Below are 20,314 nucleotides of genomic sequence, written 5' to 3'. Positions count from 1 at the left end.
GGTCGTCGTCGCCCGGTGCGCCGGAGGGCGCGCCCGGCGGTCAGCCGGCGAGCTGGCGCTTCACCTCGGCGGCCACCCGCTTGCCGTCGGCCCGGCCGGCCACCTTCGGCTGGATCTGCTTCATCGCCTGGCCCATCTGCCGCGGCTCGGTGAACCCGCCGTCGGCGAGTTCGGCCGCGACCAGCTCGGTCAGCTCGGCGTCGGACAGCTCCGCCGGCAGGTAGCGGGCCAGCACCTTCGCCTCGTCCCGCTCCCGCTGTGCCGATTCGGTACGGCCGGCGCCGTCGAACGCCTCCGCCGCCTCCCGGCGCTTCTTCGCCTCCTTGGTCAGCACCGCCTGTACCTCGTCGTCGGACAGCTCGGTGGCCGTCGTCCCGGACGTCTCGGCGGTGCGTACCGCGGTGAGCACCATCCGCAGCGTGTCCCGGGTCAACCCGTCCTTGGCCTTCATCGCCGCGGTCATGTCCGCGCGCAACCGTTCGTGCAGTGAACTCATCGGTCCATGATCCTCCTGTCCGCCCACGCGCCGGTGCCGCGTCGGAGGGGTCCCGCTGCGGATCACTACAGTTGCGGCATGCGGAGTCGGACCAAGCTGCTGGCCGCCGGTGTGCTCACCGCCGGTGCGGCCACCCTCGCGTACGCCAGCCTGATCGAGCGCAACCGCTTCACGCTGCGCCGCTACGACGTGCCGGTGCTCGCGCCGGACGCCGAGCCGCTGCGGGTACTGCAGATCTCCGACCTGCACATGATGCCGGACCAGCGGCGCAAGCAGGACTGGACGGCCGGCCTCGCCGCGCTCGACCCCGACCTGGTCCTGCTCACCGGCGACAACATGGCCCACCCCGGCTCGTTGCCCGGCGTACTGCGGGCGCTGCAGCCGCTGCTGACCACCGCGCCCGGCGCGTTCGTGTTCGGCTCCAACGACTACCAGGGCCCGGTCCTGAAGAACCCGTTCACCTACTTCAACCCGAACCGGGTGTACCGGCAGGGCGTGCACCTGCCCGTCGAAGACCTGCGCGACGTGCTCGCCGCACACGGCTGGGTCGACCTGAACAACGCCCGCAGCGTGCTCAAGGCCGGCGGGCGCACCGTCCAGCTCGTCGGCGTCGACGACCCGCACATCGAACGCGACGACTACGCCGCGGTCGCCGGCGGCGTCGACCCGGTCGCCGACGTACACGTCGGGCTGACCCACTCGCCCGAGCCGCGGGTGCTCGACCCGATGACCGACGACGGGTTCGAGCTCATCGTCGCCGGCCACACCCACGGTGGCCAGGTCCGGATGCCCGGCTTCGGCGCCCTCGTCACCAACTGCGGCCTGGACCGCCGCCGCGCCCGTGGCCTGCACCGGTACGGCGCCTCTTGGCTGCACGTCTCCGCCGGCCTGGGCACCAGCCCGTACGCGCCGGTCCGGTTCGCCTGCCCGCCGGAAGCGACCCTGCTCACCCTCGTCCCCCGCTCCTGAGCGAGGCAGCGCGCGGCAGGACGACCCGGGTCGTCCTGCCCTTGCCGGCCGCCGCCGCGGGGCCGGCCGGTCGTGGCGGACCCCGCGTTCGCACCCGCCTCCCGCGGTCCGCTAGTATTGCGTCCGCACCACCGGGGTGTGGCGCAGCTTGGCAGCGCGCTTCGTTCGGGACGAAGAGGCCGTGGGTTCAAATCCCGCCACCCCGACCCGGTCGCCTGGGCGCCTTGTATCCGCGGAAAGCGCGGATCGGGGCGCCCGGTGTGTTTTCTGGGGGCGCAGCCCCCAGGCCCCGCGCCGGAGGGGCTTCGCCCCCCGGCACCCCCCGATCTTGGCTCACCGTGGGCTGGGGCTCTGGTGAGTCCCGTGAGCCTGGGGGCTCTGGTAGGTCGCGGCGCTGGTGTCTGTTGGGGTGGGCCCGCCGAATGTGATGGTCAGCTGGCGCAGTTCTGGTTGCGGGTCATGGTGATGGCGAGGACCTTGCCGTTCGCGAAGGCGAAGCGGTAGCGGGCCTGCGGGTTGCCGGGGACCGGGGCGACCTTGGTGCCGTTGTACGACGGGGCCAGCCGCGGGTACGCGGCCCGTACCTGGGCGAGCGTGGCGCCGGCGGCGATGTGCTGCGGGGTGGGCACGGCGGCGGGCGGTGCGATCACGACCACCCCACGGTCCGGCGAGACCAGCACGAACGCGTCCTGGACGGTGCCGCCGACGAGCGGGTACTGGGTGCAGCGGTTGGCGTCCGGGGCGCGGGTGGCCGGGTTGGCCAGCATCCCGGTGGCGGTGGCCTGCCGGGCGGTCATGCCGAAGCGCAGCGGCCCGAGCCCGGTCGGGCCGAGTACCAGGCCGGTGGGCAGGGTGCCGCTCGGCGTGCGCGAGGCGGCGGTTGTCCGCGACGGCGCGGCGCTGCGGGCGGCAGCGGCGTGCCGGCTGCCGGCGGCGGCGTGGTGGGCGTTCGCGGGGGCGGCGTCGCAGGCCGTGACGGTCAGGAGCGGCAGGACGAGGAGGCCGGCCAACGCTTCTCGCCGCGCCGCTGCTTGTCGTCGCACTGCGGCGCCTCCAGCCCGCCGGGCGGGCGATCCCGCCGAGGAAGATCACCTTATCGCGCGACGTGTGCCGGTTCCGTCCCGGAAGGAAGCGGTCCGGCGCCGCTGGGCGGGAACGTCGGCGCCCACCGTTCGGTCGGATGTTCCGACGCGGCGGCGTTCACATGCTCTGGTGGGTTGATCGCAACCGGCGCTCGGTGTCGAACGTGGAGCGAGAAACGGGGACGTCTCAGTCAGACGGGAGTTCGGATGATGCGGGGGAAGTTACTGGCCGCGGTTCTGGCCACCGGGCTGGTACTCGTCGGTACCGGCAGCGCGGCCTCGGCGCGCGAGGCCGGTACGAGCGGGCACGAGCAGGTGAAGGCCGCCACGGCGTGGCCGGGCAGTATCGCGCGGGTCGGTGAGGCGCCGGCGGGCTCGGACGGCCGGCTGATCATCACCTACGACCCGAACACCGGCCAGCGCAACGGGCGGTACACGACGCCGTGGGAGGTCTTCTATCCCGACCTGGATCTGGGCGTCAGCCCGGACCGGACCTGGGCCGCCGCGTCGACGACCAACGGACTGGAGATCGGGAAGCGGTCCGGCACCAGCTTCCAGACGGTTCGTACGATCACGACCGACGACCTCCAGCCGGAGGACCGCGACTCGACCTACCCGACCAGCCCGCACTTCATCGACGACACGCACCTGATGTTCGCGGCGGAGCAGGTCGACGACTTCGGGTTCCGGCCGCTCGGCGGCTACCTGCTGGATCTGTCCGATCCGTCCAGCGCGCCGGTTCGGACCACCGACGGTGCGGATTACTGGGACTCGGCCGGCCGGCCCGTCACGACGATCGGCGACCTGCCGGTCGAGGGACTGTCCACAGTGGACGGGAAGGCGGTCACCGCCCGGGTGTCCGGGTCGACCGGCGAGCTGGCCTCCGCGTACATCAGCGACGGCACGGTGGAGCACATGTTCTCCGCGTACTACACCTGCAACCAGCGACTGGATGCCGGTTCCCTGCTCTGCATGGCGAACCTGAGCAAGTCGGCCAAGGAAGGGCACCCGCCGGCGCGCGGCACCGTCGCCGTGCTGCGCCGCAGCGCGGACGGCCAGTCCGTGACGCTGACCAAGCTGGTCGGGACGCTGCCGGCGCACTCGACACCCGCCAATCCCGAGTACCGGCAGGACGTGTACCTGTCGCCGGACCGCAAGACGCTGCTGATGGTGACCACCCAGGGCTGGTACTCGGCGAACATCGACGGCTCGCAGGTCACCTACCGGTACCCGCATCTGGGCGCGGTGCCGGTCGGTGACAACGAGTTCCTGGACGGCTGGGGCCCGCGCCACTTCACGCCCTTCTACCACGGCCTGAACTGACATCGCCGGTTCGGCCGGGGCGCGCGAGGGTGCCCCGGCCGAACCGCCGTGTCGGGGAAGCTCGGTGCGCCGGGCGGGCGCGGTCAGCGCTCGGCCGGCGGCCGTACGTCGAGCAGCCGGGTGTACGTGCGGGCCGGCTTGCCGTTCAGCTCGGTCTCGGCGCCGGGCGTGAAGGCGTTGCGGGTGAGGACGGTGCGCGAGGCCGCGTTGGCGAGCGTGGTGCGGGCCCGCAGCCTGGTCAGGCCGTACTCGGTGGCGGCGCGGACGCACAGCTCGGCCACCGCGGCGGTGGCGAGGCCCCGGCCGGTGGCGTGCTCGGCCATCCGGTAGCCCAGTTCGGCCTCGCCGTCGGCGATGTCCACCAGGTTGAACCGGCCGAGTACCGCACCCTCGTCGTCGACCAGCAGGTGGAACCGGCAGGCACCGGTGTCCTGTTCGGCGATCCGCTCGGCCAGGATCTCGTCGAACCGGGCGAAGAAGTCGTCGCCGCGGTCCGGGATGACCGCGGCGAAGAACGCGCGGTTCTCCCGTTCGAAGGTGAGCAACGCCTCGGCATGGTCGGCGCGCAGCAGTTCCAGCGTGGGCATTGCGCGAACGTAGCCGACGGCGCACCGGCACCGCCGCCGAATATCGCACCGCCCCGAACCCCGCCGGCGCCGGACGTCGTGCCGCCACCGAACCCCGCCGCCACCGAACATCGCCGGCGCCGGACGTCGCGCCGCCGCCCGACGTCGGCACCACCACCGAACATCGCTGCCGCCGAACGTCGTGCTGCTGCTCAACATCGGCACCACCACCGAACATCGCTGCCGCCGGGCATCGGTGCCGGCACTGCCGGCCGGCGGCCGTACCGTGCGGGTGACGGCGGCGGGAGGGCGGGATGGACGTGACGGCGGTGCGGTGGGCGTCGGCGACCGCGGCGGACGGGGTGGTGGAGCGCGGGTTCGAGCTGGCCGGGGTGCCCGGGGTGGCGTGGCTGCCGGAGCGGGCCGCGGCGCCGGTTCCGTTGGTACTGCTGGGACACGGCGGTAGCGGGCACAAGCGGGCACCGCGGCAGCTGCGGCTCGGTCGCTGGTTCGCCGGTACGGCGGGGATCGCCGCGGCCGCGATCGACGGCCCGTACCACGGGGACCGGGGCGGCGGCCGGCCCGGCGTGGCGGCGTACCAGGGGCGGATCGCGGCGGCGGGGATCGAGCGCGTCGTCGACCGCATGGTCGGTGACTGGCAGGCGACCCGGGCGGCGCTGACGGCGCTGGACGCGGTCGACGCCGACCGGGTCGGTTACCTGGGGCTGTCGATGGGGACCCGGTTCGGCCTGCCGTTCGTGGCCGCCGCCGGCGACCTGCTGCGCTGCGCGGTACTGGGAAAGTTCGGGCTGCGCCACCCGGACGAGTTGCCGGCCGGGATGGACATGGCGCCGCGGCTCGCCGGGGACGCGGGCCGGGTGCGGGTACCGGTGCTGTTCCACGTGCAGTGGGACGACGAACTGTTCGGTCGCGCCGGCCAGTTCGAGCTGTTCGACCGGCTCGGCTCGCCGGACAAGCAGCTGATCGCGTTCCCCGGCGGGCACGCCACGGCGGGCGAGGCGGCGATCGCCGCGTGGTGCGACTTCCTGGTCCGCCACCTGACCGCGGAGCGGTCCGCGGCCGAGGTCAGGTCGTGATGCGGTAGAGGTTGGTGGTGCGTTCGGTGAACCCGAGGCGGCGGTAGAGCCGGTTCGCCGCCTCCCGGGACGGCCGCGAGGTCAGGTCGACGGTACGGGCGCCGGCGGCGCGGGCCAGCTCGACCGCCTCGGTGACCAGCGCCGCGCCGACGCCCTGGCCGCGGGCGGCGGAGTCGACCACCACGTCCTCGATCCAGGCCCGTACCCCGGTCGGGATGGGGAACGTGACGAGCGTCAGGGTGCCGAGGATCTCGCCGCCGGCGCGCGCGACGAGCAGCTGGTTCGCCGGATGGTCGGCGAGCGCCTGCAGCGTCTCGACGCCCGGCGGCGTGGCCGACCCGGACAGTTGCGGCAGCAGCCGGCGGAACGCCTCGGCGATCTCGCCGGAGACGGTACGGACCACCTCGATCTCGACGCCCATGCCCGGCACTGTAGAGGGCGCGCCGGACCGGGCCGGCGCGCGGCGGGTAGGCATCGATCCGGTTACACCCTTTGAGTGATCATGAATGTTCCGTCCGTGACCAGATGGTCGTTCCGGCGTTGGACTCCCCAGAACTCCAAGCAAGTTGCAGCGAGGGAAAACCGTCGCAGGTTGCCGGCTTTCCATCCGCCTGACCGAGCAGGGAGGAACGATGTTGGACCGGATCCGACGCCGGCTGCTGTCCTGGCCGCACCGTGGCGGGAGCGCCGTTGCGTCGGTCGCCGACCCGTACGAGGGCGCCCAGCGGCTGGCCCAGCGGCACCAGGCGATCCGCCGCACCCTGGCCGAGATCCGCGCGGAGCGGGTGACAAGCCAGCACTGATCGCTGCTGCGGAGCCGTCGGGGGCGTCGACTCCGTACCAGCCGAGAAGACCTTCGAGATGTTCGATGACGGCCGGCGACTGCCGGCCGTCAGTCGTCTCCGGACGCGCCGTCCGATTCGGATCGTCTACTCAGGACGGTCGTACGCCGGCCGGATGCCGCCGGGAGCCTCGACCGGAGACGAGCGGCCCGGGTTCGCGGGCGGGCAACGAAAGGGCGGCCGTCGCCGACCGGGAACGAAGAACGGACATGCCGTGGCACCTCGCCGGTGTCACGGCATGTCCGTGTGGTCCGCGGGGCCGCGCCGTACCCGCGGCCCCACGTCAACGGCGGACCAGCAGGCCCGCCGCGTTCACCAGCACCGTGCGCTCGGCCCGGTGCCGCCGGTTGTGGTCGAGTTCCCAGCCGGTCAGGTAGAGCCAGCCGGCCCGACCGGGCGACCGGCCCCGGCTGGCGTCCACACTGGACGGTTCGACCTTGACGACCTGCAACAGGATCGACTCGCGTGCGAACTGCGGCGAGGCGCGTCCGGTCAGGTGCACGACCTCGCCGGCGGACGGAACCTGACCGGCCGGAAGTGGCTCGTAACGGGGGAGTGACTGCGATAGCAGAGTGTGCGCGGCATTGGTCACCTCCGTCATCTTGCCTCTCGGATTGTGCAGGCGGGAGCCGCCCACCCCCCGAATGGGTGTGTGCGGTTTCACTGGGCGGCGGTAATCGGACACCGAGTGGGGAACTGGCGCAACGAGCGCGCACGGCCATGGTGACGGCTACTCAACGTACACTTTGTGGAGACGGAGAGAGACCATCGCGCCGGCCGACGTCGTGCTCGGCGTTCGCGGTACGACAGAAAGGCTCGGCCCCGGCACGTGAGCACCGACGGCATCGATCAGGGACGGCTCGTCGACGCGCTGGCGACCACGGTGACCATCGCGCCGTCGGTACCGGACGCCTGCCAGGCGGCGGTCCGCGCGCTGGCCGACCAACTGCCCGGCACCATCGCGGTACTGCTCGACCTGCGCGGCCGGCTGCGCTGCTTCGGCGCCGCCGGGGCCTGGCAGGTGTTCGACGGGGTACCGTCCGACGCCGGCGTCATCGGCAGGGTCTTCCGCACCGGCAAGGCCGCCGAGGTCTGCGACGTGCGCGCCGACCCCGACTACATCCCGCTCGACCCGGACGTCCGCACCGAGGTCTGCACGCCGATCGTCGGCCCGCACGGCCCACCGTTCGGCGTCGTCAACATCGAGTCGGCCGACGGCCCGCCGCTCGACCAGGTACGCGCCGCGCTGGACCAGACCGCGCAGGTGCTCGGCGAGCGCATCGCCGGGCTCGGCGGCCTGCCCGCCGAAAGTGCCGGCCAGCAACTGCTCCGGCACGCCGTCGACCTGTCCGCCGCCGCCGACGAACCCGCCGTCCTGCAACGCTGCCTCGCCGCGACCCAGGACATCTCCGGGCTGTCCTCGGCGGCGATCGCGGTCGGCGCCGGCAGCGACACCCGGGTACAGGCGGCCCGCGGCCCGCTCGCCGGGCTGCTGGTGATGGCCGACCGGCCGGCGCTCGCCCTGCTCGCCGCCCGTACCCGCCGGCACGGCTCCACCTACAGCCTCGGCGACCCGGACAGCCTCGACGCCCGCGGGTTCGAATCGCTCACCGAGGCCGGCATCCGCACCATGATCGCGGTACCGATCGGCGGCCGGCACGACGACGGCGGCGTGCTGCTCGCCGTCGACCACCGGGTCGACGTACCCGAGACCGTCACCGTCAGCCTGCTCGAACTGCTCGCCGCGCAGACACTCGTCTGCCTCGAACGCGTCCGGCTGGTCGGCCAGCTACGGCTGCGGGCCAGCTCCGACCCGCTCACCGGGCTCGGCCACCACGGCCGCTTCACCGAACGGCTGGCCCGCGCGCAACCCGCCCGTACCGCCGTGCTCGCCATCGACGTCGACCAGTTCAAGGCCGTCAACGACACGTACGGGCACCAGGAAGGCGACCGGCTGCTGGTCGAACTGGTCCGCGCGCTGCAGGCCACCCTGCGCGCCGAGGACGACCTGTACCGGATCGGCGGTGACGAGTTCGCCGCCGTCGTCGAGGTGACCCACGAGACCGAGGCGCAGGCCGTCGCCGAACGGCTCGTCGCCGCGGCACGTCGGGTCGGGCGCACCATCAGCGTCGGGGTCGCCCTGCGCGAACCCGGCGAGACCGCCGAGAACACCCTGCGGCGGGCCGACGACGCCCTCTACGCGGTCAAGCGCAGCGGCCGGGACGGGGCCAAACTCGCCGAGCCCGGCGCCGTGTCCCGCCCCCTCATGGTTCTCCCGCCGACGGTCACCGAACCGTAGCGGCACCTCTATGCGCTGAGGTGCTCCCGAAGCGCCCGTGTCGGCTCGGGGTTCGCTGTTGCTGGGGTGGTAAAGGCCACCTCTGTTCGCCTCTTTCACCCCCGTGGGGGAACGTGGGGAGCGGGCTTCGCCCCTCCCCACACCCCCCTCCCCATCAAGGGGGCAGTCGCCCCCTTGACATCCCCTGCTCGGGACCGGTGCCCAGGCAGGACGCCGCCTGGCTCGCTTCGGAACTACGGGGCCCGGTGCGGCCTGCCCATCGACGCCTAGCCCGCCCCGACAACCAACTGCCCACGGTGCGACGCGACGCGAGCGACGCGGGCGTGGCCGTGATGGGTAGGCCGGGCCGGTGCCCCGTTCTTCTTCGTCTGCTGCTCGGCGTCGATGGGCAGCAGTACCGGGGGCTGGGCGGGGATGGCCAAGGGGGCGGCCCCCTTGGCGGGGAAGGAGCGCGAGGAGGGGGCGAAGCCCTCTCCTCGCATTCCCCCACAAGGGGTCAAAGCGACGAACAGAGGTGGCCTTTACACCGCCGCTCGGGGCGCACCTCAGCGGTCAGAGGTGGTCTTTGCATCGCCGCTTGGGGCGCACCTCAGCGGACAGACGTGGTTTTTGCATCGCCGCTTGGGGCGCACCTCAGCGCAAAGAGGTGGCCTTCACACCGCCAGCAAGAGCGAACCCAGCAGCGCTTCGGGCAGCACCTCAGCGCATAGAGGTGCCTGGGGTTCGCCTTGGTGCGGGGAGATGGCTGGCGATGCCGGCGGCGGCGGTCCAGACGATGAGGAGGGGGAGGGCGACGGCGGCCGCCTGGGCGGGGAGGGGCAGCAGGAAGACGTAGCCCACGGCGCAGACCGCCATGGACGCGGCGACGGCGGCGCCCCACCAGGCCACCCAGCGGGGCAGGCCACGGCCGGCGAGCGCGACGCCGATCGCGGCCATGGCGCCGAGCAGCGCCATTTTCACCCCGTCGACCCGGCTGATGGTGTCGAACAGGGCGCCGGCGGTGGCGGCGTCGCCGCGCGGCGCGTCCCAGAGGGTGAGGTGCAGGCCGAGGGCGCACATGACGAGGGAGAGCAGCGCGGCGACCAGGCCGGTACCGGCGAGGGCGTTGCCGGCGCGGGAGCGGGCGCGGCGCGCGACGGCGACCGCGACGATGGCGATGCCGATCGCGGGCAGCCCCTCGGTCAGCAGGTACTGGATGGTCTGCGCGGCGGTGTGGCCGGACAGGTCGGCGAGCACCTGGGCGCCGGTGGCGTGCGGGTCGGTGGACACCGACGAGACGGACAGCCCGGCCACCCACGACACCGCGAAGCCGATGCCGGCGAGGGCGGGCACGGTGCCGAGGGTGCGGTACCAGGGGCGAGGTGCGGGAAGGGCGCGGCTGCTCACGAGCACTCCTTGGTTAGAGCTGATAGCTGTAAAGCTAATAGGATTAGCCAAGAAGCGCAAGGGCGATCAGCGGACGAGGCGGCTGGCCACCCGGCGGGCCAGCGCGTCCACGTCGTCGGGCCGCTCGGACAGCACGCCCGCGTTGTACAGCGAGGTGAGCCCGTGCACCAGCGCCCAGCCGGCGAGCCCGGTGGTGGCGGCGTCCGCGTCGACGGTGGCGGCGCCGGAGTAGAGCAGGTCGGAGGCGCGGCTCTGGGCGGCGACGAGCTCGGGATCGTCCGGGTGGTAGAGGTCCGGCCGGAACATCACTTCGAAGTGGCCGCGGTGCCGGGTGCCGAACCGCACGTAGGCCACGCCTCGCTCCAGGAAGTTCTCGCCGGCGGCGGTCAGCGCCTCGGACAGCAGCCGGAAGCCGTCGGTGGCGAGCGCGGTGAGCAGGCCGGCGCGGTCGCCGAAGTGGTGCGCCGGCGCGGCGTGCGAGACGCCGGCCCGCCGGGCCAGGTCGCGCAGGCTGAGGGTGGCGAGGCCGCCGGCCTCGATCGTCTCGACGGCCGCGGCGAGGATCGCCTCCCGCAACTGTCCGTGGTGGTACGCCATGCGGTCCACTCTAGTCGCGATCTAGCCATTGACAAGATGAAGCGCCTGCGGCAATCTAGCCAGTGACAAGATTTCAGGGAGGGCCCGATGACCGCCAGCACCGAACGACCTGCGCCCCGGGCGACCGGTACCGCCGGGCGGAAGGCGCCGCCGCTGCTGCTCCGGTTGGTGCTCGGCAACATCACGCTGACCGCGCTGCTGATCGGCGCGCTCGGTACCGCCGCCCTCGGGCTGGCCGTGCCGGCGCTCGACGGCTGGCGAACCCCGGTACGGGCGGGGCTCGCGCTGCTGTTCCTCGTCGCCGCGTCCGGCCGGCTCGGCCCGCCGAGGGCCGCGCTGGTGGCGATGGTGCCGCCGCGACTGCCCCGGCCCGCCCTGCTGGTCGGGCTCACCGGCGCGCTGGAGGCGCTCGGCGCGGTCGGCCTGCTGGTGCCGGCGACCGACCGGCTCGCCGCCGGCTGCCTCGGCCTGCTGCTGATCGCGGTGTTCCCGGCCAACGTGTACGCCGCGCGGCACCGCGTCGGGTTGCACACCGCGCTGCTGCCCCGAACCCTCGAACAGCTGCTCTACCTGGCCTGCTGCGCCGCCGTGGCGCTCTCGAACTGAATTCTGGACTCAGTTTGTTTTTGAATCGAGTCTGGTTTATTCTCGTGGCATGACCGGGCTCCGGGAACGCAAGAAGGCGCAGACGCGCCACCGCATCACCGAGGCCGCGCTCCGACTGTTCGCCGAGCGCGGCTTCGACGCCGTCACGATGACCGAGATCGCCACCGCCGCCGACGTCTCCCGGGCCAGCCTGTTCGGCTACTTCCCGACCAAGGAGTCGCTGGTCGTGCAGGACGTCGGCGACGATGACCTGGCCGCCGTGGTCCGGTCCCGGCCCGCCGGCAGCGATCCCGTCGCCGCGTTGCGCGGCCACTTCCGCACCGTCGCCGCCGACCCGCCCACCGGCCCCGAGATCGGCGACCTGCTCGCCCGCATCCGGCTCATCGTCGCCAACCCGAAGCTCGGCGCCGCGGCGCACACCCTGCGCCACCGGCAGCAGGCGGCGCTGGCCGGCGCGCTCGCCCCGGCGTACGGGGAACGGGCCGCGGAGCTGGTCGCCGGGCAGGTCGCCGCCGCGACGTCGACCCTCCAGGAGGCGTACTTCCGGCGGTTGGCCGACGGCATCGCGCCGGTCGACGCGGCCCGCGTCCTCGCTGCCGACGTCGAACTCGCCTTCGATCTGCTGGCCCACGGCACCCAGGGCCTCGACCGGACCGGTCCCGCCGGGTCCACCGCGCCCGGCGGGACCGCCGCCGGGACGTCCGACGACCCCGGAGGAGACGAGTGATGCACGGTCGGGGGATCAACTACGACACCGGGTTCCTGCCCGGGTTGGCCAGCCGGCCCGGGTACGACCCGGAGTCGGTGCGGCGCGACCTGGATACGATCGCCGCCGACCTGCACTGCGACACGGTACGCATCTCCGGCGGTGACCTGGATCGGCTCGATGTCGCGGCCGAGGCGGCGGCGGAGCGCGGCCTGCGGGTCTGGTACTGCCCGTTCCCGGTCGACCTGCCGCCGGCACGGCTGACGGACCTGTTCGTCGACGGTGCGGTCCGGGCCGAACGGCTACGCCGGCGCGGCGCCGACGTGACCTACCTGACCGGCTGCGAGCTGAGCCTGTTCGCCGCCGGGTTCCTGCCCGGCGACACCTACCGGGACCGGCTGGCCGCCGTCGCCGCCGCCGACCTCGACTGGTGGCTGTCGCTCGGCCCGGTCGCCGAGCGGGTGAACGGGTTCCTGACGGCGACCGTCGAGCGGGTCCGGGGCGTCTTCGACGGGCCGGTCAGCTACGCGTCCGGCTCGTGGGAGGCGGTCGACTGGGCGCCCTACGACATCGTCGGGATCGACGCGTACCGGGCCGCGCACAACGCCGCGAGCTACCCGGAGCTGCTGCGCGAGCAGTTCCGGCACGGCAAGCCGGTGGCGGTCACCGAGTTCGGCACCTGCCCGTACCGGGGCGCCGGGGACCGCGGCGGCACCGCCTGGCAGGTACCCGACGGCGCGCGGCGCGACGAGCAGGAGCAGGTGCGGTACCTGACCGAGCTGCTGGACGTGTTCGACGCGGCGGGTGTGCACACCGCGCTCTGGTTCACCTTCGCCGACTTCCTGCGCACCGGCGACGCCGACCTCGGCTCGTACGGCGTGGTCGGCGTCGGCGCCGACGGGGTGCGGACCCCGCGGGCGGTGTTCGCCGCGATGGCCGCCCGCTACCAGCGCTGACCGCCCCGAACCAACGCCGACCGCCCCCACGCCGACCGCCCCAACGGCGAACGTCCCAGCGCCGACCGTCCCCACGGCGACCGTCCCAGCGCCGACCGCCGGCCGGGTCAGCGTGGTTCGGCGGCGATCAGTTCGGCGATCTGCACGGTGTTGAGCGCGGCGCCCTTGCGCAGGTTGTCGCCGACCAGGAACAGGTCGAGCGCGCGCGGGTCGTCCAGCGCGCGGCGGACCCGGCCGGCCCAGGTCGGATCGGTACCGACGGCATCGGCCGGGGTCGGGAACTCGCCCTCGGCCGGGTCGTCCACCAGCACCACACCCGGCGCCTGCTTGATGATCTCCTGCGCGTCGTCGGCGGAGACCTCGGCACCGAACACCGCGTGCACCGCGACCGAGTGCCCGGTCACCACCGGCACCCGGACGCAGGTGGCGGACACCTTCAGGTCGGGCAGGCCGAGGATCTTGCGGGACTCGTTGCGCAGCTTCAACTCCTCCGACGACCAGCCGTGGTCGCGCAGCGAGCCGGCCCACGGCACCACGTTCAGCGCCAGCGGGGCCGGGAACGGGCCGAGCTCGTCGCCGACGGTGCGCCGCACGTCGCCGGCCCGGGTCCCGACCGTACGGTCCCCGGACACCTTCGTCACCTGGTCGTGCAGCGTGTCGATGCCGGACTGGCCGGCGCCGGACGCGGCCTGGTAGGTGGAGATGATCAGCTCGCGCAGCCCGTACTCCCGGTGCAACGCACCGATCGCCACGATCATCGCGAGCGTGGTGCAGTTCGGGTTCGCGACGATGCCCTTGCCGCGGTCCCGGATCCGCTCCGGGTTCACCTCCGGTACGACCAGCGGCACGTCCGGGTCGAGCCGGAACGCGGCGGAGTTGTCCACCACCGTCGCGCCGTGCTCGACGGCGACCGGCACCCACTCCGCGGCGACGTCGTCGGGCACGTCGAACAGCGCCACGTCGACGCCGTCGAACGCCGCCGGGGCGAGCTCTCGTACCGTCAGCTGCTCGGCGCGGACCGGCAGGGTGCGGCCGGCCGACCGGGCGGACGCGATCAGCCGGATCTCACCCCAGACGTCCTTGCGGGACGACAGCAGCTCGCACACCACCCGGCCGACCGCGCCGGTGGCGCCGACGACCGCCAGGCACGGCGCCGGCGCGGCGCCTCTCGCCGGCTCGTTCGAGGCCACCGCCGATCACCGACCGGTGCCGGCGTAGACCACCGCTTCCTCGTCGCCGCCGAGGTCGAACGCCTCGTGCAGCGCGCGGACCGCCTCGTCCAGGTCGGTGTCGCGGCAGACCACGGAGACGCGGATCTCGGACGTGGAGATCATCTCGATGTTGACCCCGGCCTCGGACAGCGCCCGGAAGAACGTCGCGGCGACGCCCGGGTTGGACCGCATCCCGGCGCCGACCAGCGACACCTTGCCGATGTGGTCGTCGAACAGCAGGCCTTCGAAGCCGATCTCGTCGCGCGTCTTCTGCAGCGCGGTCATCGCGGCCGCGCCGTCGGTCTTCGGCAGCGTGAACGAGATGTCGGTGCGGCCGGTGGCCTTGGTCGACACGTTCTGCACGATCATGTCGATGTTGATCTCGGCGTCCGTGACGACCTGGAAGATCTTCGCCGCCCGGCCCGGCTCGTCCGGCACCGACAGGACGGTGATCTTGGCTTCGCTGCGGTCGTGCGCGACCCCTGAGATCAGTGCCTGTTCCACGGGAAGATCCTCCATCGAGCCGGCGACGATCGTGCCGGGCTTGGTCGAGTACGACGAGCGGACATGGATCGGCATGTTGAACCGGCGGGCGTACTCGACGGCGCGCAGGTGCAGCACCTTCGCCCCGGACGCGGCCAGCTCCAACATCTCCTCGTACGTCACGGTATCGAGCTTGTGCGCGGTCGGGACGATGCGCGGATCGGCGGTGAACACGCCGTCCACGTCGGTGTAGATCTCGCACTGGTCGGCGTGCATCGCGGCGGCCAGCGCCACCGCGGTGGTGTCCGAACCGCCCCGGCCGAGGGTGGTGATGTCCTTGGTGTCCTGGGCGATGCCCTGGAACCCGGCCAGGATCGCCACCGCACCCTCGTCGATCGCGCTCTGCAGCCGACCCGGCGTCACGTCGATGATCCGCGCCTTGCCGTGCGAGGAGGTGGTGATCACGCCGGCCTGGGAACCGGTGAACGAGCGCGCCTCGTACCCGAGGTTGTGGATCGCCATCGCGAGCAGCGCCATCGAGATCCGCTCACCGGAGGTGAGCAGCATGTCCAGCTCGCGGCCGGGCGGCAGCGGGGACACCTGGTGGGCCAGGTCGAGCAGGTCGTCGGTCGTGTCGCCCATCGCGGAGACCACGACCGCCACGTCGTCGCCGGCTTTACGGGCCGAGACGATGCGCTCGGCGACCCGCTTGATCCGTTCCGCGTCGGCGACCGATGAGCCGCCGTACTTCTGGACGACGAGTGTCACACCTACCCCTTCTGCGAGGGTGCCCGGATGGCCCTCAGGTCGATCTGGCGGCTGCCAGGGTACCGGCCAGGCGGGGTGCGGCCACCCCACGTCCCAGCATGCGACGAATCGCTCACACGCGGTACCGCGAGTGCACGTTCCGGAATCCCGACGCGGCGCCGGCGGGTCGGGTTCCGGGAGATCGTCGCGGTGCGGCGGGTGCGGGTTCCGGATCTCGTGCCCGCCGCGGGCGGGGACGCGCCCTGCGTGGCATCCCCGGGATCCGTGCGCCGGCCGCCCACAATGATCGAGTGCGTACCCGGACCGCTGCCCTGATGCCCGTACTGCTCGTCGCCACGTCGGTGGCGCTGACCGGCTGCGGCGGCAAGGCGAGGACGCCGGACCCGACCGAGCCGCCGACCCCCGCCGCGCACGATGAGGGCAGCCCGGCCGACCGGCTCGCCGGCCTGGTCGCCGCCGCCGCGGACAAGCGGTACGTGGCGCGCTACGAGTACTCGCCGGGCGGCCGGAAGACGACTTCGACGATCACCGTGACGCTGGCCACCGACGGTTCCTGGCGCTTCGACGTCCCGAAGGGCGGGCTCGGCGGCGGCACCGACGTGGCGGTCGTCGGCAACGCCGCCGGGGTGTACCAGTGCGGGCTCGGCGACGCGCAGTCCTGCGCCCGGGTGGCCGGCAAGGGCGGTTCGGTGCCGGCGAAGTACGACCCGAAGATCGAGCGGTTGTGGCTGTCCTGGCTGGCGATCGTCGGTGACCGCAGCGAGGCGCTGTCGATCGACACGGCGAAGAACCCGACCGGGGTGCCCGGCTCCTGCTTCTCCATCGAGCCTACCGCGGCGTCGCTGTCCTCGCCGGTCCCGTCCGGCACGTACTGCCTGGCCGACGACGGTGTGGTCACCGGTGCCCGGTTGAGTGTCGGCTCGGTCACCCTGATCGGTTCGGCCACCGCGGCGCCGAAATCGGCCAAGCTGCCCGGCCCGGTGGCGGCGGGCGGCGCGGTCCCGACGACCTCCCCGTCCCCGTCTCCGAGCCCGAGCACCTCGGCGTCCGGTTCCGCCTCGGCCTCCCCGTCCACCGCCCGCTGATGCCCGCCCGTCGCCACCGCGGCACCACCGCTCGCACCGGCCAGCCGCTGGTACCGTGCCGTTCCACCTCGCGCCGGTAGCCCCACCGTCTCGCCGGTGGTCCCACCGTGCCGATCCTCTCCGTCTCGCCGGTAATACCGTGCGATCCCACCGTCTCGCCGGCGCACCCGGGCGCCGGGCCGCGTCCAGCGGGACGGCGCCGTTACGATGGGCCGCGGCAACGGGGCCGGGCGGCCCTTCACCGAAGGCAGGGCCGAAGGAGTTTTTCGTGAGCGTCGCACTCGTGACCGGCTCGGCCGGCCTGATCGGTTCGGAGTCGGTCCGGCACTTCGCCAAGCTGGGCCTGACCGTGGTCGGCATCGACAACGACATGCGCGGCTACTTCTTCGGCGCGGACGGCTCCACCGCCTGGCAGGTGCGGCAGTTGCAGTCCGAGCTGGGCAGCTCCTACGAGCACCACAGCATCGACATCCGGGACCGGGATGCGGTCGCGGCGCTGTTCGCCCGGTACGGCAAGGACATCGCGGTGGTGATCCACACCGCCGCGCAGCCCAGCCACGACTGGGCCGCGAAGGAGCCGTTCACCGACTTCGACGTGAACGCGGTCGGCACCCTGAACCTGCTGGAGAACACCCGGCTGCACGCGCCGGACGCGCCGTTCATCTTCACCTCCACCAACAAGGTGTACGGGGACACCCCGAACCGCCTACCGCTGGTCGAGCAGGAGACGCGGTACGAGCTGGACGCCTCGCACACCTACTACGAGGGCATCCGCGAGGACATGTCCATCGACCACTCGCTGCACTCGATCTTCGGCGTCTCCAAGGTCGCCGCCGACGTGCTGGTGCAGGAATATGGCCGCTACTTCGGGCTGAAGACCGCGGCGTTCCGCGGCGGCACGCTGACCGGGCCGGCGCACTCGGCCGCCGAGCTGCACGGCTTCCTCGCGTACCTGATGCGCTGCAACATGGAGCGCCGCGTCTACACCGTCTACGGGTACAAGGGGAAGATGGTGCGGGACGCGATCCACAGCAACGACGTGGTGACCGCGTTCGAGGCGTTCTTCCGCGCGCCGCGGGTCGGCGAGGTGTACAACCTGGGCGGCGGCCGGCAGTCCAACTGCTCGCACCTGGAAGCCTTCCGGCTCGCCGAGGAGATCTCCGGCGTCGAGATGCGGCACGTGTACGACGAGACCGCGCGCACCGGCGACCACCAGTGGTACGTCAGCGACATGGGCCGGTTCCGCGAGCACTACCCGGACTGGAAGCAGCAGTACGACGTGCCGGCGATCCTGCGCGAGATGTACGAGGCGAACGCCGACCGCTGGACGCCGCAGGCGTGACGCGGCGGGTGCGGTGAGGGGCGGCAGGTCGTGATCGATCGGGGCAAGGGCAACGTGCTCGGCGTCTGCGTGGACGCCGTCGACTACGAGGCCGCGACCGACAGGGTGCTCGCCGCGGCGCGGGAGCAGCGGCCGCTGGCGCTCACCGCGCTCGCGGTGCACGGCGTGATGACCGGCGTGGCCGACCGGGCGCACGAGGCCCGGCTCAACTCGTTCGACCTGGTGACGCCGGACGGGCAGCCGGTGCGCTGGGCGCTGAACCTGTTGCACCACAAGCAACTCCCGGACCGCACGTACGGGCCGACGCTGACGCTGAAGGTGGTCGAGCGGTGCGCCGCCGAGGGCCTGCCGATCTACCTCTACGGGTCGACCCAGCCGGTGCTGGACAAGCTGTCCGCGGCGCTGGCGGCGCAGTTCCCCGGGTTGAAGATCGCCGGCGCGGAGCCGTCCAAGTTCCGCTCCGCGCGGCCTGGTGAGCCGGCCGAGATCGCCCGCCGGATCACCGATTCCGGCGCCCGGGTCGTGCTGGTCGGGCTGGGCTGCCCGCGCCAGGAGATCTTCGTGCACGCGATGCGGCCGCTGCTGTCGATGCCGCTGCTCGCGGTCGGCGCCGCGTTCGACTACCACGCCGGTGACCTGCGCAAGCCGCCGCCGTGGATGCAGCAGCGCGGTCTGGAATGGTTGTGGCGCCTGGGTCTCGAGCCGAAACGGCTCTGGCGCCGCTACCTGATCCTCAACCCGGCCTACCTGGCCCGGCTGGGCGCGCAGGCCAGCCACCTCTGGCGGGCCCGCCCCGCCGAACCCACCACCACCCCGGCCGACACCTTCGCCGTCTGATCACGACGCCGCGTCGAGCGCGGCGGTCTCGGCCGGGCTGAGCCGCAGCGCACCGGCGGCGAGGTTCTCGGCCAGGTGCCGTGGATCGCCGGTGCCGGGAATGGCCAGCACGTGCGGCCCCCTGCCGAGGGTCCAGGCGATCCGTACCTGGGCCGGCGTCGCATCGTGCGCCCGCGCGATCGCGGTGACCGTCTCGTTCGCGCCGACCCCGCCGGCTTCCCGTCCGGTGGCGGTCAGCGCGAAGAACGGGACGAACGCGATGTGCTGGGCGCCGCAGCTGTCCACCAGCTCGTCGTTGACCCGGCCGAAGTCGACGCCGTAACGGTTCTGCACGCACACCACCGGCGCGATCTGCTGCGCCTGCGCCAGATGCTGCGGCCGGACGTTGGACAGCCCGAGGTGCCGGATGAGGCCGGCGTCGCGTAGCTCGGCCAGTACGCCGAAGTGCTCCGCGATCGAGTCCAGACCGTGCAGCCGCAGGTTCACCACGTCGAGGTGGTCGACGCCGAGCTGCCGCAGTTCCGCCTCGACCAGCCCGCGCAGTTCGTCCGGCCGGGCCAGCCCGTGCCCGGTTGGCCCGATCTTGGTGACGATCGTCAGGTGTTCCGGGTACGGTGCCAGCGCCGCCCGGATCACCTCGTTCGCCCAGCCCAAGGACCTGAACGCGTGGGCCGGGTCGCCGTCGTCGGCGTACGTCGGATAGAAGGCCGCCGTGTCGAGGTGATCGACGCCCAGCTCCACCGCCCGACGCAGCAACGCGATCGCGCGTTCCTGCGCCGTACCGGGATCGCTCGTCCCGGCCGCGAGTCGCTTGACCCCCAAACCGATCCGGTGCACCGTACGGTCGCCCAACGTCCAACTGCCCGCGTCGCACTCGCTCGTGCCCATCGTCAGAACCTAACGGTGCCAACCGGTCCACGGCTTCCACCGGTTCCCGATACCGGGTCGCGCCGGCATCGGTTAACGTGGATGTACGGTCGCGGGCCACGGTCTCCCGGTCGGAGGCCCACGATGCGGGCGGCGCGTCACGCCGTCGCGTACGCGGCGGAGATCTGGCCGACCAGCGTCGCGAACGGCATGTCGAGGTCGGCGTACACGTCGTTCGCGATCGGGTCGGCGTTGTCGGCGAGGATCTCCACCAGGAACGTCGAGTAGTCACCCACGACGACGCCGGCCTGCTGCAGCCGGAGCCGCCCCGTCTCCCGCTTGGTGTCCCAGAAGGTGCCGGACGCATCGACCGCGACACAGCTGCGGTACCCGTCGGCCAGCGCGGCGATCGCCGGCAGCGCGGCGCAGACCTCCACCGAGATGCCGGCGATGATCAGCGCGGACCGGCCGGTGTCGGCGACGGCCTGCCGCACCCGGTCGTCGTGCCAGGCGTTGACGGTGCTGCGGTCGATCACCGGCCGGTCGTCCGGCAGTACCGCGGCGAGTTCCGGGGCGAGCGGGCCCCACATGCCGTCCGCGGCGGTCGTGGTCGCGATGACCGGCAGGCCGAGCCGCCGGGCCGCACGGGTCAGGGCGACGACGTTGTGCTTGAGGTCCTGGATGGTCATGTCGCGCACGCCGGAGAACAGCCCGACCTGGTGGTCCACCAGCAGAACGGCGGTGTTCTCGCGGGTGAGCGGCTGGTGGAAAGCGTTGGTACCGGACATCGTGGTCC

22 protein-coding genes and 1 tRNA gene are annotated in these 20,314 nt (G+C 72.8%); 12 read left to right on the top strand and 11 right to left on the bottom strand.

Annotation, left to right across the window (positions count from 1 at the left end; genetic code table 11):
- Window positions 1-40: 40 nt before the first annotated feature.
- The gene (locus NUM_RS35175; RefSeq protein ID WP_207129265.1) at window positions 41-496 is read right to left on the bottom strand and encodes a GatB/YqeY domain-containing protein; all 456 of its coding nucleotides are present in this window, start codon (window positions 494-496) and stop codon (window positions 41-43) included.
- Between the two features lie 78 nt (window positions 497-574).
- Between NUM_RS35175 and NUM_RS35170 the strand changes: the two genes are divergently transcribed.
- Window positions 575-1,465: a metallophosphoesterase gene (locus NUM_RS35170; RefSeq protein ID WP_207129264.1), complete on the top strand. Its 891-nt coding sequence runs from the start codon at window positions 575-577 to the stop codon at window positions 1,463-1,465.
- A gap of 132 nt (window positions 1,466-1,597) precedes the next feature.
- A tRNA-Pro gene (locus NUM_RS35165) sits at window positions 1,598-1,671 on the top strand.
- A gap of 225 nt (window positions 1,672-1,896) precedes the next feature.
- Here the strand turns inward: NUM_RS35165 and NUM_RS35160 are convergent.
- Window positions 1,897-2,508: a hypothetical protein gene (locus NUM_RS35160; RefSeq protein WP_207129263.1), complete on the bottom strand. Its 612-nt coding sequence runs from the start codon at window positions 2,506-2,508 to the stop codon at window positions 1,897-1,899.
- Between the two features lie 246 nt (window positions 2,509-2,754).
- On the opposite strand from NUM_RS35160, the gene NUM_RS35155 reads away from it, so the two are divergent.
- A complete protein-coding gene (locus tag NUM_RS35155) occupies window positions 2,755-3,870 on the top strand; it encodes a hypothetical protein (RefSeq protein WP_207129262.1) in 1,116 nt (371 codons plus the stop codon).
- Between the two features lie 83 nt (window positions 3,871-3,953).
- Here NUM_RS35155 and NUM_RS35150 read toward each other — a convergent pair whose 3' ends face one another.
- The gene (locus tag NUM_RS35150; RefSeq protein WP_207129261.1) at window positions 3,954-4,457 is read right to left on the bottom strand and encodes a GNAT family N-acetyltransferase; all 504 of its coding nucleotides are present in this window, start codon (window positions 4,455-4,457) and stop codon (window positions 3,954-3,956) included.
- Window positions 4,458-4,750: 293 nt separating this feature from the next.
- Here NUM_RS35150 and NUM_RS35145 point away from each other — a divergent pair, with 293 nt between their 5' ends.
- The gene (locus tag NUM_RS35145) at window positions 4,751-5,533 is read left to right on the top strand and encodes a dienelactone hydrolase family protein (protein ID WP_207129260.1); all 783 of its coding nucleotides are present in this window, start codon (window positions 4,751-4,753) and stop codon (window positions 5,531-5,533) included.
- On the opposite strand, the gene NUM_RS35140 is transcribed toward NUM_RS35145, so the two are convergent.
- Window positions 5,523-5,954 carry a GNAT family N-acetyltransferase gene (locus NUM_RS35140; RefSeq protein WP_207129259.1) on the bottom strand — a complete coding sequence of 144 codons (432 nt, stop codon included), beginning with the start codon at window positions 5,952-5,954 and terminating at the stop codon, window positions 5,523-5,525. The two genes, NUM_RS35145 and NUM_RS35140, sit on opposite strands and share 11 nt — an antisense overlap.
- A 211-nt stretch (window positions 5,955-6,165) precedes the next feature.
- Here NUM_RS35140 and NUM_RS35135 point away from each other — a divergent pair, with 211 nt between their 5' ends.
- Window positions 6,166-6,336 carry a hypothetical protein gene (locus NUM_RS35135; RefSeq protein WP_207129258.1) on the top strand — a complete coding sequence of 57 codons (171 nt, stop codon included), beginning with the start codon at window positions 6,166-6,168 and terminating at the stop codon, window positions 6,334-6,336.
- A gap of 322 nt (window positions 6,337-6,658) precedes the next feature.
- On the opposite strand, the gene NUM_RS35130 is transcribed toward NUM_RS35135, so the two are convergent.
- Complete coding sequence (locus NUM_RS35130; protein ID WP_207129257.1) at window positions 6,659-6,877, bottom strand: hypothetical protein; 219 nt, start codon at window positions 6,875-6,877, stop codon at window positions 6,659-6,661.
- 327 nt (window positions 6,878-7,204) lie between these two features.
- On the opposite strand from NUM_RS35130, the gene NUM_RS35125 reads away from it, so the two are divergent.
- Window positions 7,205-8,674 (top strand): diguanylate cyclase domain-containing protein, encoded by a 1,470-nt coding sequence (locus NUM_RS35125; RefSeq protein ID WP_225919057.1) that lies wholly within the window; start codon window positions 7,205-7,207, stop codon window positions 8,672-8,674.
- A gap of 699 nt (window positions 8,675-9,373) precedes the next feature.
- On the opposite strand, the gene NUM_RS35120 is transcribed toward NUM_RS35125, so the two are convergent.
- Both NUM_RS35120 and NUM_RS35115 read right to left on the bottom strand, forming a co-directional pair.
- The gene (locus NUM_RS35120) at window positions 9,374-10,060 is read right to left on the bottom strand and encodes a hypothetical protein (protein WP_207129256.1); all 687 of its coding nucleotides are present in this window, start codon (window positions 10,058-10,060) and stop codon (window positions 9,374-9,376) included.
- Between the two features lie 66 nt (window positions 10,061-10,126).
- On the bottom strand, window positions 10,127-10,657 hold the full coding sequence (locus NUM_RS35115; RefSeq protein ID WP_207129255.1) for a TetR/AcrR family transcriptional regulator: 531 nt from the start codon (window positions 10,655-10,657) through the stop codon (window positions 10,127-10,129).
- An 87-nt stretch (window positions 10,658-10,744) separates the two neighbouring features.
- Here NUM_RS35115 and NUM_RS35110 point away from each other — a divergent pair, with 87 nt between their 5' ends.
- From NUM_RS35110 to NUM_RS35100, 3 genes are read left to right on the top strand one after another with little or no spacing between them, the layout of a single operon-like run.
- Complete coding sequence (locus NUM_RS35110) at window positions 10,745-11,263, top strand: DoxX family protein (RefSeq protein ID WP_225919056.1); 519 nt, start codon at window positions 10,745-10,747, stop codon at window positions 11,261-11,263.
- Between the two features lie 49 nt (window positions 11,264-11,312).
- Window positions 11,313-11,990 (top strand): TetR/AcrR family transcriptional regulator, encoded by a 678-nt coding sequence (locus NUM_RS35105; RefSeq protein ID WP_207129254.1) that lies wholly within the window; start codon window positions 11,313-11,315, stop codon window positions 11,988-11,990.
- A complete protein-coding gene (locus tag NUM_RS35100; protein WP_207129253.1) occupies window positions 11,990-12,925 on the top strand; it encodes a hypothetical protein in 936 nt (311 codons plus the stop codon). Before NUM_RS35105 ends, NUM_RS35100 begins: the two co-directional genes overlap by 1 nt.
- A 107-nt stretch (window positions 12,926-13,032) precedes the next feature.
- Here NUM_RS35100 and NUM_RS35095 read toward each other — a convergent pair whose 3' ends face one another.
- Window positions 13,033-14,115: an aspartate-semialdehyde dehydrogenase gene (locus tag NUM_RS35095; protein ID WP_207129252.1), complete on the bottom strand. Its 1,083-nt coding sequence runs from the start codon at window positions 14,113-14,115 to the stop codon at window positions 13,033-13,035.
- Window positions 14,116-14,121: 6 nt separating this feature from the next.
- A complete protein-coding gene (locus NUM_RS35090) occupies window positions 14,122-15,387 on the bottom strand; it encodes an aspartate kinase (protein WP_207129251.1) in 1,266 nt (421 codons plus the stop codon).
- Between the two features lie 290 nt (window positions 15,388-15,677).
- On the opposite strand from NUM_RS35090, the gene NUM_RS35085 reads away from it, so the two are divergent.
- From NUM_RS35085 to NUM_RS35075, 3 genes are all read left to right on the top strand, one after another.
- Complete coding sequence (locus NUM_RS35085; protein WP_207129250.1) at window positions 15,678-16,472, top strand: hypothetical protein; 795 nt, start codon at window positions 15,678-15,680, stop codon at window positions 16,470-16,472.
- Window positions 16,473-16,740: 268 nt separating this feature from the next.
- Complete coding sequence (locus tag NUM_RS35080; protein WP_207129249.1) at window positions 16,741-17,814, top strand: NAD-dependent epimerase/dehydratase family protein; 1,074 nt, start codon at window positions 16,741-16,743, stop codon at window positions 17,812-17,814.
- A gap of 30 nt (window positions 17,815-17,844) precedes the next feature.
- The gene (locus NUM_RS35075; RefSeq protein ID WP_207129248.1) at window positions 17,845-18,651 is read left to right on the top strand and encodes a WecB/TagA/CpsF family glycosyltransferase; all 807 of its coding nucleotides are present in this window, start codon (window positions 17,845-17,847) and stop codon (window positions 18,649-18,651) included.
- Here the strand turns inward: NUM_RS35075 and NUM_RS35070 are convergent, their stop codons facing one another.
- Both NUM_RS35070 and NUM_RS35065 read right to left on the bottom strand, forming a co-directional pair.
- Entirely contained in the window at window positions 18,652-19,539 is an 888-nt protein-coding gene (locus tag NUM_RS35070) for an aldo/keto reductase (RefSeq protein WP_207129247.1), read from the bottom strand.
- A 137-nt stretch (window positions 19,540-19,676) separates the two neighbouring features.
- Window positions 19,677-20,306, bottom strand: coding sequence for an isochorismatase family protein (locus tag NUM_RS35065; RefSeq protein WP_207129246.1), 630 nt, complete (start codon window positions 20,304-20,306; stop codon window positions 19,677-19,679).
- Window positions 20,307-20,314: the final 8 nt, after the last annotated feature.

Origin of the sequence: Actinocatenispora comari, from assembly GCF_017312725.1 — a bacterium.
Classification (GTDB): Bacteria; Actinomycetota; Actinomycetes; order Mycobacteriales; family Micromonosporaceae; genus Actinocatenispora; species Actinocatenispora comari.
Note: the sequence above shows the minus strand (reverse complement) of the source record. Positions and strands in the feature narration are given on the sequence as shown.

Excerpts from the sequence above, each read along its gene's own strand:
- NUM_RS35175 (WP_207129265.1), bottom strand. The coding sequence starts at position 496 with ATGAGTTCACTGCACGAACGGTTGCGCGCGGACATGACCGCGGCGATG.
- NUM_RS35170 (WP_207129264.1), top strand. The coding sequence starts at position 575 with ATGCGGAGTCGGACCAAGCTGCTGGCCGCCGGTGTGCTCACCGCCGGT.
- NUM_RS35155 (WP_207129262.1), top strand. The coding sequence starts at position 2,755 with ATGATGCGGGGGAAGTTACTGGCCGCGGTTCTGGCCACCGGGCTGGTA.
- NUM_RS35150 (WP_207129261.1), bottom strand. The coding sequence starts at position 4,457 with ATGCCCACGCTGGAACTGCTGCGCGCCGACCATGCCGAGGCGTTGCTC.
- NUM_RS35145 (WP_207129260.1), top strand. The coding sequence starts at position 4,751 with ATGGACGTGACGGCGGTGCGGTGGGCGTCGGCGACCGCGGCGGACGGG.
- NUM_RS35140 (WP_207129259.1), bottom strand. The coding sequence starts at position 5,954 with ATGGGCGTCGAGATCGAGGTGGTCCGTACCGTCTCCGGCGAGATCGCC.
- NUM_RS35135 (WP_207129258.1), top strand. The coding sequence starts at position 6,166 with ATGTTGGACCGGATCCGACGCCGGCTGCTGTCCTGGCCGCACCGTGGC.
- NUM_RS35115 (WP_207129255.1), bottom strand. The coding sequence starts at position 10,657 with ATGGCGTACCACCACGGACAGTTGCGGGAGGCGATCCTCGCCGCGGCC.
- NUM_RS35110 (WP_225919056.1), top strand. The coding sequence starts at position 10,745 with ATGACCGCCAGCACCGAACGACCTGCGCCCCGGGCGACCGGTACCGCC.
- NUM_RS35105 (WP_207129254.1), top strand. The coding sequence starts at position 11,313 with ATGACCGGGCTCCGGGAACGCAAGAAGGCGCAGACGCGCCACCGCATC.
- NUM_RS35100 (WP_207129253.1), top strand. The coding sequence starts at position 11,990 with ATGCACGGTCGGGGGATCAACTACGACACCGGGTTCCTGCCCGGGTTG.
- NUM_RS35070 (WP_207129247.1), bottom strand. The coding sequence starts at position 19,539 with ATGGGCACGAGCGAGTGCGACGCGGGCAGTTGGACGTTGGGCGACCGT.
- NUM_RS35065 (WP_207129246.1), bottom strand. The coding sequence starts at position 20,306 with ATGTCCGGTACCAACGCTTTCCACCAGCCGCTCACCCGCGAGAACACC.